The 26,039-nt window shown below is 69.7% G+C and carries 21 protein-coding genes and 1 pseudogene; 3 read left to right on the top strand and 19 right to left on the bottom strand.

The features are described 5' to 3' along the window. Positions 1-65: 65 nt before the first annotated feature. Positions 66-1,631, bottom strand: coding sequence for an aldehyde dehydrogenase family protein (locus tag OG241_RS44710; protein ID WP_405824128.1), 1,566 nt, complete (start codon positions 1,629-1,631; stop codon positions 66-68). A gap of 249 nt (positions 1,632-1,880) precedes the next feature. On the opposite strand from OG241_RS44710, the gene frc reads away from it, so the two are divergent. The 3 genes from frc (at position 1,881) to OG241_RS44695 (ending at position 6,143) form a co-directional block, all read left to right on the top strand. Then, positions 1,881-3,113, top strand: coding sequence for a formyl-CoA transferase (gene frc / locus OG241_RS44705; protein WP_405824126.1), 1,233 nt, complete (start codon positions 1,881-1,883; stop codon positions 3,111-3,113). Between the two features lie 189 nt (positions 3,114-3,302). Next, positions 3,303-4,694 carry an OFA family MFS transporter gene (locus OG241_RS44700; protein ID WP_405826774.1) on the top strand — a complete coding sequence of 464 codons (1,392 nt, stop codon included), beginning with the start codon at positions 3,303-3,305 and terminating at the stop codon, positions 4,692-4,694. Positions 4,695-4,739: 45 nt separating this feature from the next. After that, positions 4,740-6,143 (top strand): OFA family MFS transporter, encoded by a 1,404-nt coding sequence (locus tag OG241_RS44695; protein ID WP_405824124.1) that lies wholly within the window; start codon positions 4,740-4,742, stop codon positions 6,141-6,143. An 83-nt stretch (positions 6,144-6,226) separates the two neighbouring features. On the opposite strand, the gene OG241_RS44690 is transcribed toward OG241_RS44695, so the two are convergent. The 18 genes and pseudogenes from OG241_RS44690 to OG241_RS44605 form a co-directional block, all read right to left on the bottom strand. Continuing rightward, a complete protein-coding gene (locus OG241_RS44690) occupies positions 6,227-7,261 on the bottom strand; it encodes a sugar phosphate isomerase/epimerase family protein (RefSeq protein WP_405824122.1) in 1,035 nt (344 codons plus the stop codon). 83 nt (positions 7,262-7,344) lie between these two features. Continuing rightward, entirely contained in the window at positions 7,345-7,470 is a 126-nt protein-coding gene (locus OG241_RS44685; protein ID WP_405824120.1) for a hypothetical protein, read from the bottom strand. After that, positions 7,467-8,636, bottom strand: coding sequence for a metabolite traffic protein EboE (gene eboE, locus OG241_RS44680; protein ID WP_405824118.1), 1,170 nt, complete (start codon positions 8,634-8,636; stop codon positions 7,467-7,469). Before eboE ends, OG241_RS44685 begins: the two co-directional genes overlap by 4 nt. Positions 8,637-8,639: 3 nt before the next feature. Beyond that, positions 8,640-9,488: a TatD family hydrolase gene (locus OG241_RS44675; protein WP_405824116.1), complete on the bottom strand. Its 849-nt coding sequence runs from the start codon at positions 9,486-9,488 to the stop codon at positions 8,640-8,642. Beyond that, the gene (locus tag OG241_RS44670; protein WP_405824114.1) at positions 9,488-10,162 is read right to left on the bottom strand and encodes an EboA domain-containing protein; all 675 of its coding nucleotides are present in this window, start codon (positions 10,160-10,162) and stop codon (positions 9,488-9,490) included. The genes OG241_RS44675 and OG241_RS44670 overlap by 1 nt, the downstream gene beginning before the upstream one ends. Then, on the bottom strand, positions 10,159-11,316 hold the full coding sequence (locus OG241_RS44665) for a sugar phosphate isomerase/epimerase family protein (RefSeq protein WP_405824112.1): 1,158 nt from the start codon (positions 11,314-11,316) through the stop codon (positions 10,159-10,161). The genes OG241_RS44670 and OG241_RS44665 overlap by 4 nt, the downstream gene beginning before the upstream one ends. A gap of 29 nt (positions 11,317-11,345) precedes the next feature. Continuing rightward, positions 11,346-11,522, bottom strand: a pseudogene (locus OG241_RS44660) (myo-inositol-1-phosphate synthase); the annotation flags it as partial. A gap of 130 nt (positions 11,523-11,652) precedes the next feature. Beyond that, positions 11,653-13,056 (bottom strand): ThuA domain-containing protein, encoded by a 1,404-nt coding sequence (locus OG241_RS44655; RefSeq protein ID WP_405824110.1) that lies wholly within the window; start codon positions 13,054-13,056, stop codon positions 11,653-11,655. A gap of 13 nt (positions 13,057-13,069) precedes the next feature. Continuing rightward, positions 13,070-15,583, bottom strand: a complete 2,514-nt coding sequence (locus tag OG241_RS44650) for a PQQ-dependent sugar dehydrogenase (protein WP_405824108.1) — start codon at positions 15,581-15,583, stop codon at positions 13,070-13,072. Positions 15,584-15,676: 93 nt separating this feature from the next. Then, a complete protein-coding gene (locus tag OG241_RS44645) occupies positions 15,677-16,681 on the bottom strand; it encodes a sugar phosphate isomerase/epimerase family protein (protein WP_405824106.1) in 1,005 nt (334 codons plus the stop codon). A 15-nt stretch (positions 16,682-16,696) separates the two neighbouring features. Then, positions 16,697-17,923 carry a Gfo/Idh/MocA family protein gene (locus OG241_RS44640; protein ID WP_405824104.1) on the bottom strand — a complete coding sequence of 409 codons (1,227 nt, stop codon included), beginning with the start codon at positions 17,921-17,923 and terminating at the stop codon, positions 16,697-16,699. 104 nt (positions 17,924-18,027) lie between these two features. Next, a complete protein-coding gene (locus tag OG241_RS44635) occupies positions 18,028-19,077 on the bottom strand; it encodes a substrate-binding domain-containing protein (RefSeq protein ID WP_405824102.1) in 1,050 nt (349 codons plus the stop codon). Positions 19,078-19,094: 17 nt separating this feature from the next. Further along, positions 19,095-20,114: an ABC transporter permease gene (locus tag OG241_RS44630; protein WP_405824100.1), complete on the bottom strand. Its 1,020-nt coding sequence runs from the start codon at positions 20,112-20,114 to the stop codon at positions 19,095-19,097. Beyond that, a complete protein-coding gene (locus OG241_RS44625) occupies positions 20,111-21,688 on the bottom strand; it encodes a sugar ABC transporter ATP-binding protein (protein WP_405824098.1) in 1,578 nt (525 codons plus the stop codon). The genes OG241_RS44630 and OG241_RS44625 overlap by 4 nt, the downstream gene beginning before the upstream one ends. Before the next feature lie 130 nt (positions 21,689-21,818). Next, on the bottom strand, positions 21,819-23,000 hold the full coding sequence (locus OG241_RS44620; RefSeq protein ID WP_405824096.1) for an ROK family protein: 1,182 nt from the start codon (positions 22,998-23,000) through the stop codon (positions 21,819-21,821). A 218-nt stretch (positions 23,001-23,218) separates the two neighbouring features. Further along, positions 23,219-24,181 (bottom strand): beta-ketoacyl-ACP synthase III, encoded by a 963-nt coding sequence (locus OG241_RS44615; RefSeq protein WP_405824094.1) that lies wholly within the window; start codon positions 24,179-24,181, stop codon positions 23,219-23,221. 139 nt (positions 24,182-24,320) lie between these two features. Next, a complete protein-coding gene (locus OG241_RS44610) occupies positions 24,321-24,467 on the bottom strand; it encodes a hypothetical protein (protein WP_405824092.1) in 147 nt (48 codons plus the stop codon). Then, a complete protein-coding gene (locus tag OG241_RS44605; RefSeq protein WP_405824090.1) occupies positions 24,442-25,776 on the bottom strand; it encodes an OFA family MFS transporter in 1,335 nt (444 codons plus the stop codon). The genes OG241_RS44610 and OG241_RS44605 overlap by 26 nt, the downstream gene beginning before the upstream one ends. Positions 25,777-26,039: the final 263 nt, after the last annotated feature.

Below are 26,039 nucleotides of genomic sequence, written 5' to 3'. Positions count from 1 at the left end.
CGTCCACGAAGGCCACGACCGCCACGCGCGGCACCGGGCGGGCCCGGGCGCCGCCCGGTGGCCGGTCACGGCATGAGTTGGTACTCCGGGAAGTTCCCGGGCAGCCGCTCGCCCGCCGGTCCCTGGGTCACCGCGCGCACCAGCAGCTCGCCGCCGACGAACGCGCCGCGCCAGGACGCGCCGAACCCGCCGAACAGCTCGTCGCGGTCGCCCCGCGAACGCGGCTTGCCGTGGCCGACCTTGAAGGCGCGGATCTGCGGGGCGAGCCGGTCGTAGGTCGCCCGGTCGTCCGTGGACAGGGTGGCCACGAGGGCGCCGTTGGAGGCGTTCATCGCGGCGAGCAGCTCCGCCTCGGTGTCGACCAGGACGATGGTGTCGACCGGCCCGAACGGCTCGGCGTGGTGCAGCGGAGAGGAGGGCGGGGGCGCCAGGAGCGTGACCGGCTGGACGTACGCCGAGGTGTCCTGGCCGGGCAGGAAGCGGGAGTCGGTCTCACTGGCGCGGTGCAGGGGGACGGCGCCACGGGCGATGGCCTCGGCGACCTGGTCGTGCAGCTCCTTCGCCTTGGCCGCGTTGATAACGGGCCCGAAGTCCAGTGCCGGGTAGGGGTCGTCGGCCTTCTCGACGGCGAGCGGGTGTCCGACGCGCAGGGTGCGTACCGCCGGGAGGTACGCCGTCAGGAACTCGTCGAACAGTTCCCGTTGGACGACGAAGCGCGGGTACGCCGTGCAGCGCTGTTTGCCGTAGTCGAAGAGCTTGGGAACGACGGCCTTGAAGGCGTCCCAGTCCGAGTGGTTCCAGATGCCCCAGGTGTTGAGACCTTCCTGTTCGAGGACGTGGCGTTTGCCCAGGTCGGCGACTGCCGTGGCCACCGCCGCGCCGGTGTCGCGACCGCCCACGAAGGAGACGCAGCCGATCTCGGGCGCCCGGACCAGCGCCTCGGAGAGTTCGCTCCCGCTGCCGCTGACCAGGGTGACGGGAATCCCCTCACGGGCGGCGAGCGCGCAGGCCAGGGTCAGACAGGCGACACCGCCGTCGGTCGGGGTCTTGGCGATGACGGCGTTGCCCGCAAGTGCCTGTACCAGCATCGCGTGAACGAGCACGCTCATCGGGTAGTTCCAGCTGGCGATGTTGGAGACGGGGCCGTCCAGCGGCACCCGGTCGGCGACCATCGGTTCGATGCCGTCGACGTACCAACGGACGCCGTCGATGGCCCGGTCGACGTCCGCCTGGGCGAGCCGCCAGGGCTTGCCGATCTCCCAGACGAGCAGAAGTGCGAGGAGTTCGCGATGCTGGGTGAGGGCGTCGAGGGTGGCCGCGACGCGGGCGCGCCGTTCGGCGAGCGGGACGTGCCGCCAGGCGCGGTGCTGGTCGAGGGAGGCGCGTACGGCCTGGTGGGCGGTGTCCCGGTCCAGGCGCGGCGGGCCGGCGATGGGGCTGCCGTCGACCGGGCTGGTGGCGGGCAGGGCCCGGCCGTCCGCCTGCCAGGCGGAGTTCCAGAGGTTGAGGACGCGGTCGTCACGGAACGCCTCGGGGGCGACGGCGAGGCAGCGCTGCCAGGCGGCGGTCCAGGACGTGCCGGACTTCAGCACGAGGTGGGTGGATCGGGTCGTGTTGAGGGTCGCGGTCATACGGTGTCTCCGCTCTCGGTGCACAGTCGGGGGCGGGGGTGTGAGGGAAGAGTCCGCGGGCTCGGTGCTCGTGCAGGTCCATGATTCGGCTCACGTCTTAAAAGTGCTGCACGCCCCCTGGACATCACCCATCGGATGCGGGATAACAATCTTCATACAGTATTCGTCGACTGTATGCAATGTGCCAAGCAGTACCCAAGAACGGTTTGTGACCAGGGAGCTCGAAGCAACGGACAAGCGAGGTGGCCTGTGGCGACGAAGGCTCTTGAGGGGATTCGTGTCCTGGACATGACGCATGTGCAGTCGGGTCCGTCGGCGACGCAGTTGCTGGCGTGGCTGGGTGCGGATGTGGTGAAGGTGGAGGCGCCCGGTGGTGACATCACGAGGCGTCAGTTGCGGGATGTTCCGGATGTGGACTCCCTGTACTTCACGATGCTCAACTGCAACAAGCGCAGTGTCACCCTCAACACCAAGTCCGAGCGGGGCAAGGAGATTCTGACGGAGTTGATCCGCCGGTCGGACGTGCTGGTGGAGAACTTCGGGCCGGGAGCGGTGGACCGGATGGGGTTCACCTGGGACCGGATCAAGGAGATCAACCCCCGGATGGTGTACGCGTCGATCAAGGGTTTCGGGGAGGGCCCGTACACGGACTTCAAGGCGTACGAGGTGGTCGCCCAGGCCATGGGCGGCTCGATGGCCACCACCGGTTTCGCGGAGGGGCCGCCGATGGCGACGGGGGCTCAGATCGGCGACTCCGGGACCGGTATCCACTGTGTGGCGGGCATTGTGGCCGCCCTGTTCCAGCGCGAGCGCACGGGGCGGGGGCAGCGGGTGAACGTGGCGATGCAGCACGCGGTGCTGAACCTGTGCCGGGTGAAGCTGCGTGACCAGCAACGGCTGGCCCGCGGTCCGTTGGCCGAGTACCCGAACGAGGACTTCGGGGACGAGGTGCCCCGTTCGGGCAACGCCTCGGGTGGCGGCCAGCCCGGCTGGGCGGTGCGGTGCGCGCCGGGCGGCCCCAACGACTACGTGTACGTCATCGTCCAGCCGCCCGGCTGGAGTCCGCTCGCCGCGCTGATCGGCCGGCCCGAACTCGCCGACGATCCCGAATGGGCCACCCCCGAGGCACGGCTGCCGAAGCTGGCGAAAATGTTCCAGCTCATCGAGGAGTGGACCATCACGCTGCCGAAATGGCAGGTCCTGGAACGGCTGAACGCATACAACATCCCCTGCGGGCCGATCCTCTCCACCAAGGAGATCATCGAGGACTCCTCACTCGCCGCCAACGACATGGTCGTCACCGTCGAGCACCCCGAACGCGGTCACTTCACCACGGTCGGCAACCCCCTCAAACTCTCCGACTCCCCCACCCACATCACCACCCCACCCCTCCTGGGCCAGCACACCACCGACATCCTCATCGGCGAACTGGGCCTGGGCGACGAGGAGTTGCGGCTGCTCAGGGCGAGCGGGGTGATCTGACGTGAGGAACTCGGAGCGCACCACAAAGGTGCGGCACCTCCCGGCAATTGGGGGGCGGTTCATGACGTAACCCGGCGAAGGGGGCGTCCGACGGTGCGCGTCGGCCGGCTCCGGGACCCAGGCGCGCACGAAAGGCATTTGGACAGGGGGCGCTGGCCAGATCTTTCGACGCAAGGAGTCTTGACCAAGATGACAGCCATCGACTACTCGACGTCCGTCCCGTACCGGGAGGTGACGGACCACAACGGCCGCATGTACCGGGTCGGTGAATCCGATGTCGACATCATGGGCCGCAGGCGCAGGTGGATGGTCATCCTGCCCTGGATCGGCATGATGGGCATCAGCTCCGCCGAGTACGCGTTCACGTCCGCGGAGGACACCCTCCACGAGGCCCATCTGTGGGACAGCGGACACATCTTCTGGCTGATGGGCGTCTGGGTGTTCTTCCAGGCGGCCGTGGCCTTCCCCGCCGGTCAGCTGCGGGAGAGCGGCAGACTGCCCGCCCGTACGGCGATGATGATCGGCGCGGTCGGCACCATGCTCGGCTACCTCTCGCTGGCGTACGCGCCCAATGTGCTCGTGGCCTACTTCGGCTTCGGCATGTGCAGCGGTATCGGCGCCGGTCTCGTCTACGCGACCTGCGTGAACATGGTCGGCAAGTGGTATCCGGAGCGCAAGGGCGGCAAGACCGGGTTCGTCAACGGCGGTTTCGCCTATGGGTCGGTGCCCTTCGTGTTCCTGTTCACGTCGTACATGGACCTGAGCAACTACCAGACCGTGCTCGCCTGTGTCGGCGTCGGGCTGTGCCTGGTCGTGGCGTCGGCCGGCTGGTTCTTCAAGGACCCGCCGAAGAACTGGTGGCCCGCGCATGTGGACCCGCTCAGGGTCACCGACGACCCGAAGATCCGCCGGGCGCTGGAGAAGAACCCGCCGGCCGTCAAACAGTACGTCCCGAGGGAGGCCGCCCGTCAGCCCGTGCTGTGGATGATGTGGTTCTGCCTGCTGTGCACAGCGGGGATCAACATCTTCGGTATCGCCTTCCAGGTGCCCTTCGGCAAGGACATGGGTTTCGCGGGCGGGATCGTGGCCACGGCGATGTCCCTGAAGGCCATCGTCAACGGCACCGGCCGCGGTGTCATCGGCTGGATATCCGACCGCTACGGGCGACGCCACACGCTGATCATCGTCTGTCTGGTGCTGGGCACGGCCCAGTTCGGTGTGCTGGTCTCCGGCCAGATGGGCAGCATGCCGTTCTTCCTGTTCTGCTCCATGGTCTCCGGCTTCGGCGGCGGGGCGATCTTCCCGCTGTTCGCAGCCATGACCGCCGACTACTTCGGTGAGAACAACAACGCCTCCAACTACGGAATGGTCTACAGCTCGAAGCTCATCTCCGGTCTCGTCGGCTCCGGAGTCGGCGCGATCGTCGTCGACCACTGGGACTACGAGGGCGCGTTCGTCCTGGCCGGGTCCATCGGACTGGCCTCCGCCGTACTGGCGGTGTTCCTGAAGGCGCCGGGCAGGCCGGCGGCGAACCGCCGGGTCTCCCCCAATCCCCAGCCGCTCGGCGAGGAAATGGCCTGACACATCAGCAAGGGAAACGGTCTGACACGGAGGCATTGGCCTGACATGACGGCAGATCCCATCGCGAAGAACAGCTCGTCGACCCACCCCGAAGCCGCACACCGTCCCTACCGAGAAGTGACCGACCCCCGCGGCCGCGTCTACCGCGTGGGCGAGACCGACCGGGACATCCTCGGTCACTCCCGCAAGCTCATGGTGTACCTGCCGTGGATCGCCATGATGGCCATCAGCGTCTTCGAGTACGCGTTCGGCTCGGCGGAGGACACCCTGTCCCACGCCCACGGCTGGACGCAGAGCAACACCTTCTGGATCCTCAGCGTCTGGGTCTTCTTCCAGGCCGGCATCGCCTTCCCCGCGGGCTGGCTGAGGGAGCGGGGCCTCCTGACGGCCCGTAAGGCCATGTACATCGGCTCGGGTCTGTGCGCCCTCGGGTTCCTCGCCCTGTCGCATCTGGGCAACGTCTGGCTGGCGATCCTGGGCTTCGGCGTCGTCGGAGGCATCGGCGCCGGCCTGGTCTACGCGACCTGTATCAACATGGTCGGCAAGTGGTTCCCAGAACGCCGGGGAGCGAGAACGGGGTTCGTCAACGGCGGGTTCGCGTACGGGTCGCTGCCGTTCATCTTCATCTTCAACTACGGCTTCGACACCGCGAACTACCACCGGGTCCTGGACCTGATCGGCTGCTACATCATGATCGTGGTCCTGGCGTCCGCCTTCTTCTTCAAGGACCCCCCGAAGAACTGGTGGCCCGCGGACATCGATCCGCTGACGTTCGCCGGCGACGAGAAGAACGCCACGAGCCTCGCCAAGAACCCTCCCGCGGTGAAGCAGTACACGCCCAAGGAAGCCATCAGGACCGGCATGCTCCCCCTGATGTGGCTCTCCATCGTGCTGACCGCCGGCGTGTCGATCTTCGGCATCTCCTTCCAGGTCGACTTCGCCAAGGAGGTGGGTTTCGGTCCGCTGGTGGCCGCCTCGTCCATGGGTGTCATGGCGGTCATCAACGGCATCGGCCGCGGTGTCGTGGGCTGGCTGTCCGACAAGTGGGGCCGCAAGCCCACCCTGGTGTTCGTCATCGTCGTCCTGGGCCTGGCCCAGTTCGGGGTGATCTGGGCGGGCGACACGAAGAGCGAGGCACTGTTCCTGTTCTTCGCCTTCCTCTCCGGCTTCGGCGGCGGCGCGTTCTACCCGCTGTTCGCGGCGCTCACCCCGGACTACTTCGGGGAGAACTACAACGCCTCCAACTACGGGCTGGTGTACAGCGGCAAGCTGGTCAGCGGTCTGTTCGGTGGCGGTCTCGGCTCCATGGTGGTCGCGGCCTGGGGCTATGACGGCGCGTACGCCCTGGCCGGCGCCGTCTCCATGGTGGCGGCGGTGATCGCCCTGCTGCTGCGTCAGCCGGGCCGCACCACGGCCGCCCGGACCGTGGAGACACAGCCCGCCGGGTGACGGCACGCGCGCGTGAGGAGGCTCTCCCGGAATTCCGGGAGAGCCTCCTCACGCGTACGGGGCCTCATGTGTACGCGGCTGCGTCAGCACTTCTCGCGCAGGGAGTGGAGGTACTCGCTGGAGCGGCGCGCGAAGGTGAAGGACTCGGTCGGGTTGTCGTGCTCGGCCTGCCAGTGGTGCGCCAGGCGGTGGCCGTGCAGCCGGGTGACGCCGGAGATGAACCGCTGGTAGTCGATGTCACCGTCGCCGACGTCGGTCATGCGGTAGCCGTACTGGTTGCCCGGGTCGCTCACGCCGTCCTTCACATGGAAGAGCGGGTAACGGTCGGGCTGCCTGAGGACGTAGTCGAGGGGCTCGAAGGGCGCCGGTGTGCCGTCGGGCCGCTTCGAGAAGCGGAACTGGCCCGAGTACGCCCAGAAGATGTCCATCTCCAGGTACACGAGCTTGGGGTCGGTCTCGGCGAGCAGGACGTCGTAGAGCCGGACCTTCGGGTTGTCGGTGGCGAAGGAGAACTCCTCGGAGTGGTTGTGCTGGTAGAACTTCATGCCGCGTGCCCTGGCCGCCGCGCCGTACGTGTTGAACTCCTCCGCCGCCCGCTTCCAGGCGTCGACGGTGGAGCCGTAGCGGAACGGGCCGGAGGCGGTGCCGATGTGCTTGAGGCCGAGGGCCTGGGCGTCGTCGAGAACCTTGTCGAGGTTCTGCGCGAAGGTGTACGCGTTCGGGTCGTCGGCGTAGTAGCCGACGTGGCTGCCGATCGGGTTCAGGCCGTTGTCGCGGGCGAGCCGCCTGAGCTGGGCGAGGGTGATGGGGCCGGCGGAGCCCTGGGTGTATCCGGCGAACTCCACCTCGTCGTAGCCGTACTTCTTCAGTTCGGCGAAGACGGGGGCGAAGCCCAGCGTGGAGACCTTGTCCCGCAGGCTGTACAGCTGGATGCCGAGTCGGCCGGGCGGCAGGACGGGACGGCCTCGGCCGGCGCCGGCGGTCTGTGTCGTGGCCGCGGTGGCCGGGGAGGCGGCCCCGAGGAGAGCGGCGGCGGTGGCGCCCGCGGCCACGCCGAGCATGCCTCTTCGGCTGAGGCGGTGGGCGAGTTCGGGGTCCGTGTGCTGAGTGCGGCTCATGCCTGGAGCTCCTCTGGGTGAAAGGGCGTCGAAAGGGCCGTAGAAGGGCCGTTGTCAGTGGTGGCTGCTTCACTGGTGATCAGTCAGGAGAGACCGGTCGGTCGGAGCGGGGGTGCTTCTACGTCGGTGGCCGAGTGGTGGCCGTCGACGGCACGGGGGGGTACGGGGGTGGAGCGGACGGGGGCTTCGTCGGCGGGGCGGGGACTCATGGCAGCTCTTTCAGGCCCAGGTCGGTCAACAGGTCGCGGGCGAGGGTGAGTTCGGCGGCGATGCCGTCGGCGAGCTGGGCGCGGGCGCGGGGCCGTAGCTCGGGTGGGAGGGCCTGCCAGGTGTAGGTCTCGACCTCCAGGTGCCGGGTGAGGGGGTGGGGGCCGCCGACGAGCCGGGTCAGCGCGGACCTGAGTACGGGGAGCGTGGAGGTGAGGGGTGCGGCGGGGGCCGCGTGGAGCGGGACGTGGAAGTGGGCGCGCCATGGGGAGGCGTCCGGCAGGGCATCGCCGCCCAGTGCCTCGCCCAGGTCGTCGGTGCCCCGCAGTCCGGCGGCGGTGGCGGTGCGGGTCTGGTGCAGGAAGCGGGGTTCGTCGAAGGCGGCGAGGGCCTCGCGGACGTCGGGCAGATGGGGGTGTTCGGCGTGCAGGGCGGCGGAGAGCTGGGACTTGACGACGGGGACGCCTGCCTGGGCGAGCGCGTTCAGGGCGGTGTGCGGATCTTCGAAGGAGGTGGCGAGGTGGCAGGTGTCGACGCAGATGCCGATACGGTCGTGGCCGATCCCGGTCAGCGGGGCGATGGCGTCGGCGGTGGTCTCGACGATGCAGCCGGGTTCCGGTTCCAGGCCGACGCGGATGGAGCGGCCGGTGAGTTCGGCGAGGGCGTCGAGGCGTTGCGCGAGGGTGCCCAGGGCGGTCAGGGCGGTGGCCGCGCGCTTCTGGTCGTGGGCGGTGCGCCAGGCGAGGGGCAGGGTGGAGATGCTGCCTTCGGTGACGTCGTCGGGGAGGAGCCCGGCGAGGACCCGGGCGAGGTCGGTGGTGTGGGCGAGCCTCTCGGGGTCGGCCCAGTCCGGCTTGTAGACGCGGTACTTGACCTCTTCGGCGCCGAAACCCTCGTAGGGGAAGCCGTTGAGGGTGACGACTTCGAGGCCGCGCCGGTCGAGTTCGGTGCGCAGGCCGCGCAGGGCGGAGGGGTCGGTGACCAGGGCGTGGGCCGCGTTCCTGGCCAGCCACAGTCCTATGCCGAGGCGGTCTCGGCCGAGCCGTCGGCGTACGGGTTCGCAGTGGTCGCGGAGTTGGGCGAGGACGCCGTCGAGGGTTTCGGCGGGGTGGACGTTGGTGCAGTAGGCGAGGTGGACGGTGGAGCCGTCGGGGTGGCGGAAGCGCATCGGTCACTCCCCGCCGCGCAGGACGGAGTTGACCTCGTGGGTGGCGTCGGTCGCGTCGACTTCGAGGTCCAGTCGGCCGCTGAGCCCGTAGAAGGCGACCGGGTTGCGCCACAGGACGCGGTCGACATCGTCCTCGGTGAAGCCCTCCGCCAGCATCAGGTCGCCGACCCTGCGGGTCTTGACGGGGTCGCTTCTGCCCCAGTCCGCGGCGGAGTTGACCAGGACCTGCTCGGGGCCGTAGCCGCGCAGGACGGCGACCATCCGTTCCTCGTCCATCTTGGTCTCGGGATAGACCGAGAAGCCGAGCCAGCAGCCGCTGTCCTTGGCCTCCTTGACGGTGGTCTCGTTGAGATGGTCGACCAGGACGTGCTCCGGGGGCACGGCCGACTCCCGTACGACGTCCAGGGTGCGGCGCAGGCCGGCGAGCTTGTCGCGGTGCGGGGTGTGGACGAGTGCGGGCAGGCCGTGGTCGGCGGCGAGCTGGAGCTGGGCGGCGAAGGCGGTGTCCTCGGCGGGGGTCATCGAGTCGTAGCCGATCTCACCGACGGCGACGACGCGGTCCTTGGCGAGATACCGGGGCAGTTCGTCGAGGACGGGGGTGCAGCGGGGGTCGTTCGCCTCTTTGGGGTTGAGGGCGATCGTGCAGTGGTGGGCGATGCCGTACTGGGCGGCGCGGAAGGGTTCCCAGCCCAGGAGTGAGTCGAAGTAGTCGAGGAAGGAGGCGGGCGAGGTGCGCGGCTGGCCGAGCCAGAAGGAGGGTTCGACGACGGCGCGGACGCCTGCGGTGTACATAGCCTGGTAGTCATCGGTGGTCCGAGACGTCATGTGGATGTGGGGGTCGAAGATGCGCATCAGGACTCCTTCACTTCGGACGCCGTCATCGCCAGGACGCGGTGCAGATCGTCAGGGACGGGGCGGCCGGCGGCGGTGCGTTCGGCGGCGTAGTCGTCGAGCATGCGGGCGAGTTCCGTGTCGGCCCGGGCCCGGTGGAGGAGGTCGGCCACCGCGTCGACGGGCACCCCGGTGAACAGGCATTTCAGCACGGCGTGGCGCCAGTTGTGGGCGTCCAGATGACGCGCGGCGTACGGGCCGACGGCAGCGGCGACGAGGCGCGTGTCGTTGGTGCGCAGGGCGTCTTCGACGAGGTGGAGGGCGTCGGGGCCTGCGACCAGGTGGGGCAAGGCGTGCAGGACGGCTCGGCGTTCGGCGGCGGTGCCCTGTCGGTAGACGCGGGTGAGGGCGTCCGGGCCGGCCTGTGCGGCGTTCAGGATCAGGACGCGTACGGCGTCCGCATGGTCGATGCCACAGCGGCGACCGGCTTCGGCAAGGCGCAACTCCCAGGCGGAGATGGGGCCTTGGGTGTGGGATCGGGCGGCTGCGTCGTCCAGGGCGAGGGCGAGCCAGGTGCGGGCGGCTTCGCCGAGGTGGGCGGTGACCTCGGCGCGGAGATCGTCCAGTGGGATGAGGGGAAGGGGGTTGGGCTTGCCGGCCGCCGGGGCGCCCGGTCCGGTGCGGGGCCGGGTCATGGGGTGCTCCTTTCGGCGGGGGTGGCGGAATGCCCGGTCTGTGGTGTGGCGTGGGTGACAGGAGCGACCTTGGGGGTGGTCGCGATCCGGGGGTGAGTGGTCTGCGCTGCTGCTGAGGCGGAGCGGGCCGCCGGGGTGATTTGCGGATCTGGTGCGGGCCCGGGCGGCGTGGCGGTCGGTTTTGTGGTTTCGGGGAGGTTGGAGGGTGCTGTGCGGCGGAGGTGGTGGAGGGAGTGTTCGGCGTAGTGGGGGCCCGCGTGGGAGTGGCGGGGGAGTTCCACGACGGTCAGGCCCTGGTAGCCGGTGGCGGACAGGGCGGCGAGCACGGGCGGGAAGTCGATCTCACCGTCCCCGAACGGGAGGTGTTCGTGGACTCCGCGGCGCATGTCCTCGATCTGGACGTGCCGCAGCCAGGGTGCGGCGGCGCGGACGCAGTCGGCGGGAGGGAGGGGTTCGAGGCACTGGCAGTGACCGATGTCGAGGGTGAGACCGAGCGCCGCAGGGTCGTCGAGCGCGTGGCGGAGACGGTGGAAGTCGGCGAGGGTGGCGAGCAGATGGCCTGGTTCGGGTTCGATCGCGAGTGGGACGCCGGCTGCGGTGGCCGCCTCCAGGACGAGGGTGAGGGCTTCGGTCAGGCGGTGCCAGGCGGTGTCCGGGTCCGTGTCGGTGGGGCGGATGCCGCTGAAGCAGTGCACTGCGTGGGCGCCGAGGTCTGCGGCGACGCGCACGGCCCTGAGCAGGAGGTCGACGCGTCGTGAGCGGTCGTCCGGGTCGGGGTCGAGGAGCGACGGGCCGTGTTTGCGGCGTGGGTCGAGTACGTAGCGGGCGCCGGTCTCCACGGTGACGCCGAGGCCGAGGGTGTTCAGGCGGCGGGCGACACGTCGGGTGCGCTCGGCGAGGTCGGGGGCGAGCGGGTCGAGGTGCATGTGGTCGAGGGTCAGACCGACGCCGTCGTAGCCGAGGTCGGCCAGCAGACCGAGGGCGTCGTCGAGACGGAGGTCGGTGAGGCCGTTGGTGCCGTACCCGAAACGGAGTGGGGCGAAGGGGGTGCGGGGAGCGGTGGTGGGGTTGGACGGTGGACCGGATGGAGCGCGGTCCCGGTTGGCCCGGTCGCGGGCGCCGTCTGCGGAGGGTGCGCCGGGTCGGGTGCTCACCGGCGTTCCTTGTCTTCGCCAGAGGGTCGGGCGTCCAGGGCCGGTGCCTCCGTGAACGGGGGTGTCTCGGTGTCCATGCCCGTGGGGCGGTGCTGTCCCGCTGTCACGGCGGCGCAGCCCGCGACGACGGTGATGGCGACGGAGCCGCGGGCTCCGATCAGCCATACCCCCACACGAGTTCGAGGACGGGACGACGACGTGGACATGGGCGGCCTCCTTGCCGTTCACGGTGTTCGCGATGTCCGCTGTGTTCGCGGTGTTCACACCCTCCGGCGACGGGACTGGAGGGGAGGGAAGGCGGCGGGCGGAGGTCCGGCGTCCTCCGCCCGCCGCCGCTCAGTCGCCCGCGGCGGCCGGGCTCGCCGGCGCGTTCACGGGCAGTTCCTTGATCCGGATGTCGCGGAAGGACACCTGGTCGTCGGCTCCGTGGTTCTGGATGCCGATGTGACCGTCCCGAAGGCTGCGGGCGGGATCGTTGTTGGTGAAATCGTTGATCCGCACACCGTTGAGCCAGACGCGGAGTCGTTCGCCCTCCACGCGGATCTCGTACGTGTTCCACTCCCCCGGCGGATTCAGCGCACGGTCGCGCTTCCTCAGGTCGGCGGAGCGGAGGCCGTACACGGCCCCGGTGGTGCGGTCGGGGGCGTCGGTCGCGTCGATCTGGATCTCGTAGCCCTTGTCGACCGCCGACCACGGGTCGTCCGAGGGCGGGAAGCCCACGAACACGCCGGAGTTGTCGTCGCCGCGGGCCTTCCAGTCCAGCTTCAGCGAGTAGGCGCCGAAGCTCCGGGCGGAGTACCAGAGCAGACCCAGGCCGCCGGACGACGTCAGTGTGCCGTCGTCGGAGACGGTGAAGCCGCCTGGGCCCGCCTGTTGCCACCCGTCCTGCGAGGTGCCGTCGAAGAGCGGCTCGTAGCCGTCCTCCGGGCGGCAGTCCGCCTGGGCCTTGCCGGTGGCCCAGCGCAGGCCGCCCAACAGGTGCTGCCGGAGAGCCGGTTCGGTGTACGCGGACGACAGGTGGCCGAGGCCTGTGTAGAAGGAGCGGCCGCCCGCGTATTTGTGGCACCAGGCGATCGGGTGGTCGCCGTTCATCGTGCCACCGGTGTACGACGACTCGTCGAGGGAGGCCAGGACGTGTACCGAACTCCGGGGATTGGAGCGGTAGTTGTACCACTCGTCAGTACGGTTCCAGTCCGCGCCCAGGGCCGAGGTCGCCGGGTGGGCTCGGTCCTCCACCTTCATCCGGGCCGGCTGGATGGCCGGGTGCCCCTGGAAGTAGGCGCCGACCAGGCCGCCGTAGAACGCCCAGTCGTACTCCGTGTCGGCCGCCGCGTGGATGCCCACATAGCCGCCGCCGTGGTGGATGTAGCCCTCGAAGGAGGCTTGTTGACTGTCCGTCAAAACGTCGCCGGTCGTCGAGAGGAAGACGACTGCCGCGTACCGGCGGAGGTTCTTCGGGGTGAACGCCGTCGCGTCCTCCGTCGCGTCGACCCTGAAGCCGGCGCTCGTGCCGAGTTCCTTGAGCGCCGCGACTCCGTCGGGGATGGAGTCGTGCCGGAAGGCCGCCGTCTTGGAGAAGACCAGCACCCGGTCGGCGTGGCGTGGTGCGGGCGTGGAGGCGGCCGGGGTCGAGACGCCTCCGAGGAGAAGTGCCGCGCCCACAACAGCGGTGACGGTCAATCGTGTTCGTCCGGTGCGCCCGGCCCGTTCTCTTCTTCCTGATCGTTCTGTTGATCGCATGGCGCGTCTCCCCTCAGCCCGTGGTGAAGGCGAAGTCGTCCACCTCGTACAAGTCGCCGCTCGCCGCTCCCTTGAAGACCAGGTAGAGCGTGGTCGTGGTCTGCGGAGCGTGGGACAGGGTGTCGGTGACGTCCTGGTAGGTGTCCCAGCCGCCGGTCGCCGGTACGGTCGTGCGGCCCAGCACCTTGCCGGTCGGGGAACCCGCGCGGATCTCCAGCCTGCCGCCCGCGCCGGCCGAGGCGACGCGTGCCGTGAGCGACTTGGCGTTGCCCAAGGCGTACGGCGTGAAGGCGATCCAGTCGCCGTTGTCGATGTCGCCGACCGTTTTGCCGCCGTTCGCTGACGCCCGTGAACTGACCACGGTGCCCGAGGAGTTGGTGAAGTGCTCGGCCTGACGGTGGGCGGGCTGGACGACGTTCTGGTCATGGGTCGTCAGGGGCGCCTGGCCGCCGCCACCGAGGTCGGTGTACTGGGCGTCGAAGACCCCGAAGATGTTGGCGTCGGGGTCGTGGCCGCCGTCGGCGCTGGTCTGGATGGTGCCGGAGCAGCCGTTCGCCGAGGTCTGCGGATGGCCGTGGCTGTCGTGGCCGAGGATGAAGGTGACCTGGACCTTGGCGCAGTCGATGCTCCGGCCGTCCTCGCGGTCGGTGACCTTCACCTTGAACGGGATCGCGTCCCCGAACGCGAACAGCTGTCCGTCCTGCGGGAGTTGGAGGGTCACGTTGGGTGCGGTGTTGCCGACGACGACCTGGACGCTCGCGCCGCCCGTGCGGCCGGTGCTGTCCTTGGCGGTCAGCGTCGCCGTGTACGTCCCGTTCTTCCGGTACTTGTGGGAGGGGTTCGGCGAAGTCGATGTGGTGCCGTCCCCGAAGTCCCAGCTGTAGGTGAGGGCGTCACCGTCCTGGTCGGTGGTCCCGGCGGAGGAGAACCTCACCTTCAGCGGGGCCTGCCCGGAGGTGACGTCCGCGGCGGCCTGTGCGACCGGGGAGTGGCCGTCGGTGGCGTTCTCGATGCGGTAGAGGGCGGAGTGCTCGTCACCGCCGAACCAGGAGATGCCGTAGTCGAGGACGTAGAGCGCGCCGTCCGGACCGAAGGCCATGTCCATCACCTGGGTGCCGGTCCACGGGATGTCGTTGATGGACCGCACGGTCCCGTTGGCGTCGCTGCTGATCCGCTTGATCCACTGGCGGCCGAACTCACCGGCGAAGAAGTCGCCGTCGTAGGCCTCGGGGAACTTGACCGGGGAGTCGAGCGAGGCGTCGTAGTGGTAGACCGGGCCGCCCATCGGGGACTCGGAGCCGTCGCCGAACTCCGGTACGGACGCGCCGTTGTACGGGATCCAGGCGGCCTGCGCCGGGGGAAGGTCGGTCAGGCCGGTGTTGTGGGGCGAGTTGTTCTTCGGGGCGGCGCAGTCGAAGGTGGCGCCCGAGGTGCCGGTCGCGAAGTCGTAGTCGACGTAGGCGTCGTTGGCGCCGGTGCAGTACGGCCAGCCGAAGTTGCCGGGGCCGGTCACGCGGGCGAACTCGACCTGGCCTGCGGGGCCTCGGGCCGGGTCGGCCGCGCCCGCGTCGGGACCGTACTCTCCGATGTAGAGGATGCCGGTCGCTTTGTCGACGCTGAAGCGGAACGGGTTGCGGAAGCCCATCGCGTAGATCTCGGGGCGCGTCTTCTCCGTGCCGGGTGCGAACAGGTTGCCGTCGGGGACGGTGTACGAGCCGTCAGTGTTGACCTTGACGCGCAGGATCTTGCCGCGCAGGTCGTTGGTGTTGCCGGCCGAACGCTGGGCGTCGAAGGCCGGGTTGCGGTTCGCGCGCTCGTCGATCGGGGTGAAGCCGTCGGACTGGAAGGGGTTGGTGTCGTCGCCCGTCGACAGGTACAGGTTGCCCGCCGCGTCGAAGTCGATGTCGCCGCCGACATGGCAGCACAGCCCGCGCGAGGCGGGGACGTCGAGGATCTTCTTCTCGCTGGCGTTGTCGAGCGTGCCGTCGGCGTTCAGGACGAACCGGGAGAGCCGGTTGACTCCGTCGAAGGGCGCGAAGTCGGCGGCGGTGCCCGTCTCGGGGGCGTCGCCCGCGGGGGTGTTCAACGGGGGTGCGTAGTACAGGTAGATGAAGCGGTTGGAGCTGAACTGCGGGTCCACGCCTATGCCTTGGAGGCCCTCTTCGTCGTGGGAGTAGACGTCGAGCTTGCCGGCGAGCCGGGTGTTTCCGGCGGCGTCGGTGATGCGGAGTTCGCCGTCGCGCGAGGTGTGCAGGACCGAGCGGTCGGGGAGGACGGCGAGCGACATGGGTTCGCCGACCTCCGGTTCCCCCTTGGCCAGGGTGACCTGCTGGAAGTCCTCGGCGGCGGTCGCCGCGGGGCCGTCCGTGGGCTCGGCGACGGCTGCGCCGGCCTGGGGTACCGCAAGGGTCAGTGACGCTCCCGCGAGCAGCGCGCCCGTGAACAGGGCGAGCGCTCTGCGGAATCCGGGGTGACGTCTGCGACTCCCGGTTCTGCCGGTGCGGGTGGTGTCGACTTTCGCGTGCACGAATGCCTCCAGAATGGAGCTCGTGGTATATGCGGGTGCGATACGCCGGGGTGCGCCGTCACCCCGGAAGCGTCCGGAACAGTCAGGGGCAGCTCAGTCGTTACCCCCGAACGCCGCGTCGAAGGAGGCCGACGGGGGGTCGAAGTCGTACGCCTTGAGGCGGGTCAGTGCTTCGGGGGCGCCCTGGAGCCGGTCCATGCCGGCGTCCTCCCACTCCACGGAGACGGGACCCCGGTAGTCGATCGAGCGCAGCATGCGGAAGACGTCCTCCCAGGCGACGTCGCCGTGGCCGGCGGAGACGAAGTCCCAGCCGCGGCGCGGGTCGCCCCAGGGCAGATGGGAGCCCAGGCGGCCGTTGCGGCCGTCGAGCCGCTTGCGGGCCTCCTTGCAGTCGACGTGGTAGATCCGGTCGCGGAAGTCCCACAGGAAGCCGACCGGGTCGAGGTCCTGCCACACGAAGTGCGAGGGGTCGAAGTTCAGGCCGAAGGCGGGCCGGTGGCCAACCGCCTCCAGGGCGCGCTGGGTTGTCCAGTAGTCGTAGGCGATCTCGCTGGGGTGGACCTCGTGGGCGAACCGCACGCCCTGGGCGTCGAAGACGTCGAGGATCGGGTTCCAGCGGTCGGCGAAGTCCTGGTAGCCGCGGTCGATCATCGACTCCGGGGCGGGAGGGAACATCGCGACCAGATGCCAGATCGCCGAGCCGGTGAAGCCGATGACGGTGTCGACACCGAAGGCGGCCGCGGCCCGCGCGGTGTCGGCGATCTCCGCCGCCGCCCGCCGCCGTACACCCTCCGCCTCACCGTCGCCCCAGATACGGGCGGGCAGGATCGCCTGGTGCCGCTCATCGATGATGGCGTCGCAGACCGCCTGGCCGACCAGGTGGTTGGAGATCGCCCAGCACTTCAGGCCGTACTTGTCGAGGAGCTGGTGGCGGCCCGCCAGATAGGCCGGGTCCGCGAGAGCCTTGTCCACCTCGAAGTGATCGCCCCAGCAGGCGAGTTCGAGCCCGTCGTAGCCGAAGTCCCGGGCAAGACGGCAGACCTCCTCGAGAGGCAGGTCGGCCCACTGGCCGGTGAACAGCGTGAAGTCGCGCGGCATACTCGTCGAACCTCCTCAGACCGATACGGATGACACAGCTGTGGGCGAGACCGCTATGGGCGTGTAGACGGAGTTCCTCCCCGCGCTCTCCTCGACCGCCGCCAGAACGCGTTGCACCTGGAGTCCGTCCGCGAAGGAGGGGCGAGGCCGGCTGCCTTCCGCTATCGCGTGGACGAGGTCGCGGGCCTGGTGGACGAAGGAGTGCTCGTAGCCGAGTCCGTGGCCCGGCGGCCACCACGCGTCCAGATAGGGGTGATCGGGTTCGGTGACGAGGATGCGGCGGAACCCGGCGTGCGCGCCGGGCTCGGTACCGTCGTGGAACTCGAGTTCGTTGAGGCGCTCCAGGTCGAAGGCCAACGAGCCGCGCTCACCGTTGAGTTCGATGCGCAGGGCGTTCTTGCGGCCGGTCGCGTACCGGGTGGCCTCGAAGGACGCGAGGGCGCCCGAGGCGAAGCGGCCGGTGAACACGGCCGCGTCGTCCACGGTGACCTGCCCGGCGCCGACGGTCGCGCCGGCGGTGGCGGTCAGGCCGTTGACCGCGCCGCCGGGCAACGGGCGTTCCCGTACGAAGGTTTCGGTGAGGGCGGAGACTCCGGCGAGGTGTTCGCCCACGAGGTACTGGGCGAGGTCGATGATGTGGGCGCCCAGGTCGCCGAGCGCGCCCGACCCGGCCGTTTCCTTGCGCAGCCGCCAGGTGAGGGGGAACTGCGGGTCCACCAGCCAGTCCTGAAGGTATGTCACCCGCACGTGGCGCAGGCTGCCGAGCCTGCCCTCGGCGACCATGGAACGGGCGAGCGCGGTGGCGGGCAGGCGACGGTAGTTGAAGCCGACCATCGCCAACTGGCCGCGCTGCTCGGCCTCTTCGGCCGCCGCTGTCATCGCCATGGCTTCCTCGACGGTGTTGGCGAGGGGCTTTTCGCACAGTACGTGTTTGCCCGCGGCGAGGGCGGCGAGGGCGATCTCGGCGTGGCTGTCGCCGGGGGTGCAGATGTCGACGAGGTCGACGTCGTCCCGTTCGACGAGGGCGCGCCAGTCGGTCTCGGCCGCCGCCCAGCCGTGCTTGTTCGCTGCCGCTCGGACAGCGCCCGGGTCCCGACCGCAGATCGCGGCGAGCACCGGGCGCCGGGGCAGGTCGAAGACATGGCCCGCGGTGCGCCAGCCCTGGGAGTGGGCTGCGCCCATGAACGCGTAGCCGACCATGCCGACACCGAGTGTCGGCGTGTCGGCGTCTGCCTGTCCCATGCGGAGGTCCTCCTGGTGGTGGGGGGTGATTCAGTGGGTCGGCCGCGGGTCCGTCGTGGCTGGTCGCGCAGTTCCCCGCGCCCCTGTCGGGCGCCCCGTTGCCTCTACTTGAAGCCGGTCGGCATGTACTGGTCGATGTTGGTCTTGTCGACGACCGCCGAGTAGAGCGTGAGGGAGGAGGGGATCTCGAACTCGGCGAGGCCGCTCACCCCCTTGCCCTGGCCCAGTGCGCGGGCGAGGTCGATCGCGGAGGCGGCCATCGTCGGCGGGTAGAGCACGGTCGCCTTCAGGACGCCGTTGTCCTGCTTGATGGCCTGGAAGGCGGAGAGGGCGCCCGCGCCGCCGACCATCAGGAAGTCGTTGCGGCCGGCCTGGTCGATGGCCCGCAGCGCGCCCACGCCCTGGTCGTCGTCGTGGTTCCACAGCGCGTTGAACTTGGACTGCGCCTGCAGGAGTTGGGCCATCTTCGCCTGGCCCGACTCAACCGTGAACTCGGCGGCCTGGCGGGCGACCTTCTTGATGTTCGGGTAGTTCTTCAGGGCGTCGTCGAAGCCCTGAGTGCGCTGCTTGGTCAGTTCCAGGTTGTCGAGTCCGGCGAGTTCGATGACCTTGGCGTCGGACACGTCCTTGAGTTTCTCGCCGATGTACTGCCCCGCGTTGAAGCCCATGCCGTAGTTGTCGCCGCCTATCCAACAACGGTACGCCTGAGGGGTGTTGAAGATCCGGTCCAGGTTGACGACGGGGATGCCGGCACGCATCGCCTTCAGTCCGACCTGGGTGAGCGCCTTGCCGTCGGCGGGCAGGATCACCAGGACGTCGACCTTCTTGTTGATCAGCGTCTCGATCTGGCCGATCTGCGCGGCGGTGTCGTTCGAGCCCTCGGTGATCTCCAGCGTCACGTCGGAGTACTTCTTCGCCTGGCTCTTGGCGTTGTCGTTGATCGCGTTGAGCCAGCCGTGGTCGGCCTGCGGTCCGGCGAAGCCGATGGTGACGGCCTTGCCGGGAGTGTCCGCGGCGGCCGGCTGGTTGTCGTTCGCGGCGGGCTCGTCCGCCGGCTCGTTGCTGGTGCAACCGGCGAGCAGGACTCCCGCCCCGACGGCGGCGGTCCCGAAGAGAAGTCCTCTGCGGCTTGTGAAAGGCGTCGACTCTGGCATGGCGGTGAACCCTTCCCTCAGGTCGTGCTTGCGGTGCGGCGCTGGACGAGCACGGCGGCGACGATGATCGCGCCCTTGGCGATCTGCTGTACATCGCTCTGCAGGTTGTTCAGGGCGAAGATGTTGGTGATCGTGGTGAAGATCAGGACGCCCAGGACGGAGCCGACGATGGTGCCGCGACCCCCGCTGAGCAGGGTGCCGCCGATGATCGCGGCTGCGATGGCGTCCAGCTCGTACAGATTGCCGTTGGTGTTCTGGCCCGAGCCGGACAGGATGATCAGCAGGAAGGCGGCGATCCCGCAGCACAGTCCGGACAGGAGGTAGAGGTAGAGGCGCTGGCGGCGTACGTCGATGCCGGCCAGCCGGGCGGCCTCCGCATTGCCGCCCACGGCGACGGTACGGCGGCCGAAGGTGGTGCGGTTCAGGATCAGCCAGCCGAGAATCGTCACTACCGCGAAGACCAGCACCAGCGGCGGGATGCCGAGGATGTAGGCGTCGCGCTCACCGAGGTCGAGGACGCTGTCGATCGTGACGATCTGTGTCGCGCCGTCGGTGATCTGGAGGGCGAGTCCGCGTGCCGAGGCCAGCATGGCGAGCGTGGCGATGAACGGGACCATCCCGCCGTACGCGATGAGCAGACCGTTGACCAGTCCGCAGCCCAGGCCGACGAGCACCGCGGTGAAGAGGATGCCCGCGAAGCCGTACTCCTGGGTGGCGACGGTGGTCGCCCACACCGAGGAGAGGGCGACGATCGCGCCGACCGACAGGTCGATACCGCCCGACATGATGACGAAGGTCATGCCGACGGTGACAACTCCGATCACCGAGCCCTGGGTGAGGACGAGTTGGAGGTTGCGGGTGTCGAGGAACTCGTCGGGCTTGGTGATGCCGCCGACGACGATCAGTGCGGCGAGGACACCGAGGAGGGAGAGGGTACGGACGTCGGCGCGGGCCACCAGGCCTCGCCAGGCCGGGAGTTGACCGGCCGCCGGGGCCTTGCCGGCGGTGTCGCGCGGCGGGGACACGGGCGCGGTCATGACGCGGGGCCCCTTTCACCGACAGCCGGACTGCCGGCCGCGGAAGTTGTGCTGGCCACAGGGGCTCCTTCCATGACGAGGTCGAGCACGCGGTGTTCGTCGAGTTCGCGGGCGGGTGCCGTGTGGACGACCTGGCCCTCGCGCAGGACCAGGACACGGTCGGCGAGGCCGAGCACCTCGGGCACTTCGCTGGATACCAGCAGCACGGCGAGACCCTCGTCGGCGAGGCGGCGGATGACCGCGTACAGCTCGGCGCGGGCGCCGACGTCGACGCCCCGGGTCGGTTCGTCGAGCAGCAGGACCCGGCAGCCGCGCAGCAGCCAGCGGGCGAGGACCGCCTTCTGCTGGTTGCCGCCGGAGAGGGTGCGGACGGGTGCGGAGGGGTTGTCGGGCCGTAGCGACAGCTCGCGGGTGGCGGCGCGGGCGGCGGCCAGTTCGGCGCGCCGGTTGATCCAGCCTCCGCGTGCGAAGCGGGACATGGAGGAGACCGACACATTGCGGGTGACGGACTCCAGCATCAGCAGTGCCTGCGCCTTGCGTTCCTCGGGGGCGAGCCCGAGCCCGGCGCGCACCGCGGCCCGTACACTGCCCGGCCTCAACACGTGCCCGTCGACGAGCACTTGGCCGGCAGTCGGTTTGCGGGCGCCGTAGATCGTCTCCAGGATCTCCGAGCGCCCCGACCCGACCAGTCCGGCGAGGCCCACGATCTCCCCGGGCCGCACGGTGAGGTCGACGGGCGCGAACTCGCCGTCCCTGGCCAGCCCTTGGACTTCGAGGACCGGTGCGACGCCCGCGTCCCCCGGTGTCGTGGGGCGTTCCGGGAAGACGTACTCGACGTTGCGGCCCGTCATCAGGGCGACGACCTCGCGGGTCGGGGTGGACTTCGCGGGGAGTCCGCCCGCCACCGCCCGGCCGTCCTTGAGGACGGTCACGCGGTCGCCGATGCGGCGGATCTCCTCCAGGCGGTGCGAGATGTAGACGACGGCGACCCCGGCGGCGGTCAGGTCGCCGACGATTCGGAAGAGGTTGTCGACCTCCTCCGGGTCGAGCGCCGCGGACGGCTCGTCCATGACGATCAGCCGTACGTCGTGGGAGAGCGCCCGTGCCATCGACACGATCTGCTGCTGCGCCGCCGACAACTCCCCGACCAGGCGCCCCGGATCGACCTCCGGATGACCGAGTCGGCTGAGCAGAGCGGCTGTTGATGTCTTCGCCGTCCTTCCTCGTACGACGAAGCCGGCGGTCGTCGGTTCATGGCCGAGGTGGACGTTCTCGGCCACCGACAGTCCCTCCACCAGGTCGAGTTCCTGGTAGATGGTGGCGATGCCGAGGCGCATGGCGGCGATGGGCGAACGCAGGGTGACCGGTTCGCCGCGCCAGTTGATGACGCCGTCGTCGGGCTGGTGGGCGCCGGCCAGGACCTTGATGAGGGTGGACTTGCCGGCCCCGTTCTGGCCGAGCAGACAGTGCACTTCACCGGCCTGGACGTCGAGGTCGACGCCGTCGAGGGCCCGGACTCCGGGGAACGACTTGGTGATGCCGGACATGCTGAGCAGCGGTGGTTCTGGTGCCATGACGGTTCCCCTTGGCGGGCGTGCGGGCCGGTTGCAGGGTGGATCGCTTGCTGGGCAGGCGTTTTTGCGCAGGGCAGAGCAGGGCGCTTGTGGTGGTGTGCGTCGAGTGACGGAGGGGTACGGAGTCGGCTTACGCGGGTGAGAACAGGTGGTCGCTGATGAGCCGGGCGGCGCCGATGACTCCGGCGGTGGGGCCCAACTCCCCCAGAACGATGGGCAGGTTGCCGGTCGCCAGGGGCAGCGACTGACGGTAGACCTGGGTACGGATCGCGGCGAGCAGGGTGTGGCCGAGGCCGGTCACCCCGCCGCCGATCACCACCAGGCCGGGGTTGAAGAAGCTGACGAGACCGGCGATGACCTGGCCGGTGCGGTTGCCGCCCTCGCGGATCAGGTCGAGCGAGGTGGCGTCCCCGGCGGCAGCGGCGGCGGCCACGTCGACGGCGCTCAGGGTGCCGCTCGCCTCCCAGCGGGCGGCGAGTTCCGCCGAAAGTCCTTGCTGGGCGGCCTCTTTGGCGTCGCGGGCGAGTGCGGCGCCGCTGAAGTGGGCTTCCAGGCAGCCCCGGTTGCCGCAGGCGCACGGGCGCCCGTCGGGCACCGCCTGGATGTGCCCGATGTCTCCGGCGCTGCCCGTCACCCCACGGTGGACCTCACCGCCGACGACGATGCCGCAGCCGATACCGGTACCGATCTTGACGCAGAGGAAGTCGCCCACGGAACGGGCGACGCCCGCGTGCTGCTCCCCCATCGCCATCAGGTTCACGTCGTTGTCGACCATCACCGGGCAGCCCAGTTCCTGGCTGAGCGCCTCCCGCACGGGAAAGCCGTCCCAGCCGGGCATGATCGGCGGAGCCACCGGAACACCCTCGGGGAAACGGACCGGACCCGGGACGCCGATACCGGCGCCGTCGAACCCCTCCGCGAGCCCGGATGCCCTCAACTTGGCAGCCATGGCCAGGACTTGCTCGAAGACCGCGACCGGGCCCTCGCGTACGTCCATGGGCTGGTTGAGGTGTCCCAGCACTTCCAGTTCGGCGTTGGTGACCGCGACGTCGATCGACGTCGCGCCGATGTCGACGCCGAGGAAGCGCAGGGCGGGGGCGAGTCGGATGTTGTGGGAGCGGCGGCCACCGCGGGAGGCGGCGAGTCCGTCGGCCACGACCAGGCCCGTCTCCAGGAGGCGGTCCACCTCCACGGCCAGCTTGGACCGTGACAGATCGACCTGATCCCCCAGCTGGGCCCGGGAGTTGGGCCCACCGTCACGCAGCAGCCGCAGCAGCCGGGCCTGGTGGGAGTTCGCGGGTCGTGCGGTCATACGTCTCACAAGCCCCTCCCAGCCTGGTCAGGTACCAACCTGCCACGATTTCCGGCCACCTCGCCGGGCTTTCGAGTGGAACGTAGCAGCGACTGCCGGGGCTGGGAAGAAGTCGAGCACAGATTGAAGCTGACTTCTTCCATTCAGAGGACAAAGAGAGGGACGCCGAAGCGCCGTGGGCGCTCGTGGAACGCCTTCCGGAGCCGGAGCCGGAACCGTCACGGGCAGCGGACGACCTGCCCGGCGTACGAGAGGTTGCCGCCGAAGCCGAACAGGAGGACGGGGTCGCCGGTGGAGATCTCGCCGCGCTCGACCAGTTTGGAGAAGGCCAGCGGGATGCTGGCGGCCGAGGTGTTGCCGGACTCGACGACATCACGGGCCACGACGGCGTTCACCGCGCCGATCTTCGCCGCCAGCGGCTCGATGATGCGCAGGTTGGCCTGGTGCAGGACGACGGCGGCGAGGTCCTCCGGGGCGAGACCGGCGCGCTCACACGCCTGGCGGGCGATGCGCGGCAGCTGGGTGGTGGCCCAGCGGTAGACGCTCTGGCCCTCCTGTGCGAAGCGCGGGGGCGTGCCCTCGATCCGTACCGCGTGCCCCATCTCCGGCACCGAGCCCCACAGCACGGGCCCGATGCCCGCGAGCCCCGGCGCGTCCGCTGCGGCGGGCGGGCAGGCCTCGACGACGGCGGCGCCCGCCCCGTCCCCGACGAGTACACAGGTCGTGCGGTCGGTCCAGTCCGTCACCGCGGACATCTTGTCGGCGCCGATGACGAGGGCCCGTACCGATCCCCCGGCCCGGACCGCGTGGTCGGCCGTGGCCAGGGCGTGGGTGAAGCCGGCGCACACGACGTTGAGGTCCATCGTGGCCGCCGAGGGGATGCCGAGGCGGTTCGCGACCCGGGCGGCCATGTTCGGGGAGCGGTCGACGGCGGTCGAGGTGGCGACGAGGACGAGGTCGATCTCGCTCGCGGCCAGGCCCGCCGCGGCGAGCGCCTTGGCGGCGGCGTGCGCGGCCAGCTCGTCCACGGGCTCGTCGGGCCCGGCGATGTGGCGCGTACGGATGCCCACCCGGCTTCTGATCCACTCGTCGTTGGTGTCGACCAGACCCGCCAGGTCCTCGTTCGTGAGTACCTTGGCGGGCTGGTAGTGACCGACGGCGGCGATGCGCGAGCCGTTCATGGGTGGGTCCCCTTTGCTGCTTTGCGGTAGCGGGATCCTCCAGTGTGTTCAGTGACTCACCAGTACGACGGCACGCGATGCCACAGGATTAACGCGGCCGGGTTGTCGGCTTCTATCAGAGTCCCCCGTGTCCGAACACCTACCCTGTGAACAGCTGTGTCGCCTTCTGCACCAGTTCGTAGATGCCGTAACAGAGCGGCAGCCCCACCCACAGCCAGGCGAAGGCGATCAGGGGCCGGCGGTCGGGCGGGCCCGTGTTCTCAGACGGACTGCTCTCGCTGGACATCGGCGGCCTCCTTCGGCGCGGGCACGTGGTGACGGGGATGGACGGGGCGGACGAGTTCGTTGGCGGCGAAGCCGACGGCGAGCAGACCGATCATGATGGCGAACGATGTCCCGTAGAGCGCCGAGCCGTGTTTGCCGGCCTCCTCCTGGCGGTCCGCGATCCAGTTGACGATCAGCGGGCCGAGCACCCCGGCCGTGGACCAGGCGGTGAGCAGCCGTCCGTGGATCGCGCCGACCTGGTAGGTCCCGAAGAGGTCCTTCAGGTAGGCGGGGATGGTGGCGAAACCGCCGCCGTAGAAGGAGAGGATCACCAGGGCGCACAGGATGAACAGCGGCTTGGAGGAGTCCCCGAACCAGGCTATCGACGCGTACATCAGCGCGCCGACGCCGAGGTAGACACGGTAGATGTTCTTGCGGCCGATCAGGTCGGAGGTGGACGACCAGCCGATCCGGCCGGCCATGTTGGCCGCCGAGAGCAGCGCGACGAAGCCGGCCGCCGCCGACACCGAGACCGGTGTGGAGCTGTCCGCGAAGAAGTCCTTGATCATCGGCGCGGCCTTCTCCAGGATGCCGATGCCCGCGGTCACGTTCATGCAGAGGATGACCCACAGGCACCAGAACTGCGGGGTCCGCACGGCGCTGCGCGCGGAGACCTGGACGCCCGTGAGGGCGCTCGGCACGCTCGACCCGCCGGCGGCGGGCTTCTCGCCGCGCGGCACGCGGACCAGGAGCACTCCGAGCGACATGAACGCGGCGTACGTCAGTCCGTGCACGAGGAAGGCGAGCGCGATGCCGGAGCTGTCGGAACCGAACGACTCCAGCATCTGCGCCGACCACGGCGAGGCGATGAGCGCGCCGCCGCCGAAGCCCATGATCGCGATCCCGGTGGCCATGCCGGGCCGGTCGGGGAACCACTTGATGAGGGTGGAGACGGGCGAGATGTAGCCGATGCCCAGGCCGATGCCGCCGACGAAGCCGTAGCCGAAGACGATCAGCCAGTACTGCTCGGTGGCGGCGCCGAGCGAGGCGATGAGGAAGCCGGAGGAGAAACAGATGAGGGCGACGGTCATGGCCCAGCGCGGCCCGTTGCGCTCGACGAGGGTGCCGCCGAACGCGGCGGACAGGCCGAGCATGACGATGCCGAGCTGGAAGGGCAGCGCGCTCTGGGTGCCGCTGAGATCGAGCGCGGATTCCAGTGGCGGCTTGAAGACGCTCCAGGCGTAGGCCTGACCGATGGACAGGTGGACCGAGAGGGCGGCCGGAGGAACGAGCCAGCGGCTCCAGCCGGGCGGTGCTACGGGGGGACTCATGATCCCGGACGATAGGAACCGGCCGCACGGTTGGGAAGGCGGCCGGTCGAACTCGCCGACCGTATGCGGTGAACGGTATCCGCACTGCGCCGAACGGTCGTTCGGACCGGACGAACGGTACCCTCGGCCGCCCGGAGCGCGCCCTCCCGGCCACCGTCTCTCCGCTTCCCGGCCACCGGCGCCGCACCCGGCATCTGTCGCGCCTCTTGTGTCGCACCTCTTGTCGACCCGACGCCCATACTGTAGACAATATGTCGTCAACC

The organism is Streptomyces sp. NBC_01390 (genome assembly GCF_045040105.1).
Classification (GTDB): domain Bacteria; phylum Actinomycetota; class Actinomycetes; order Streptomycetales; family Streptomycetaceae; genus Streptomyces.
Note: the sequence above shows the minus strand (reverse complement) of the source record. Positions and strands in the feature narration are given on the sequence as shown.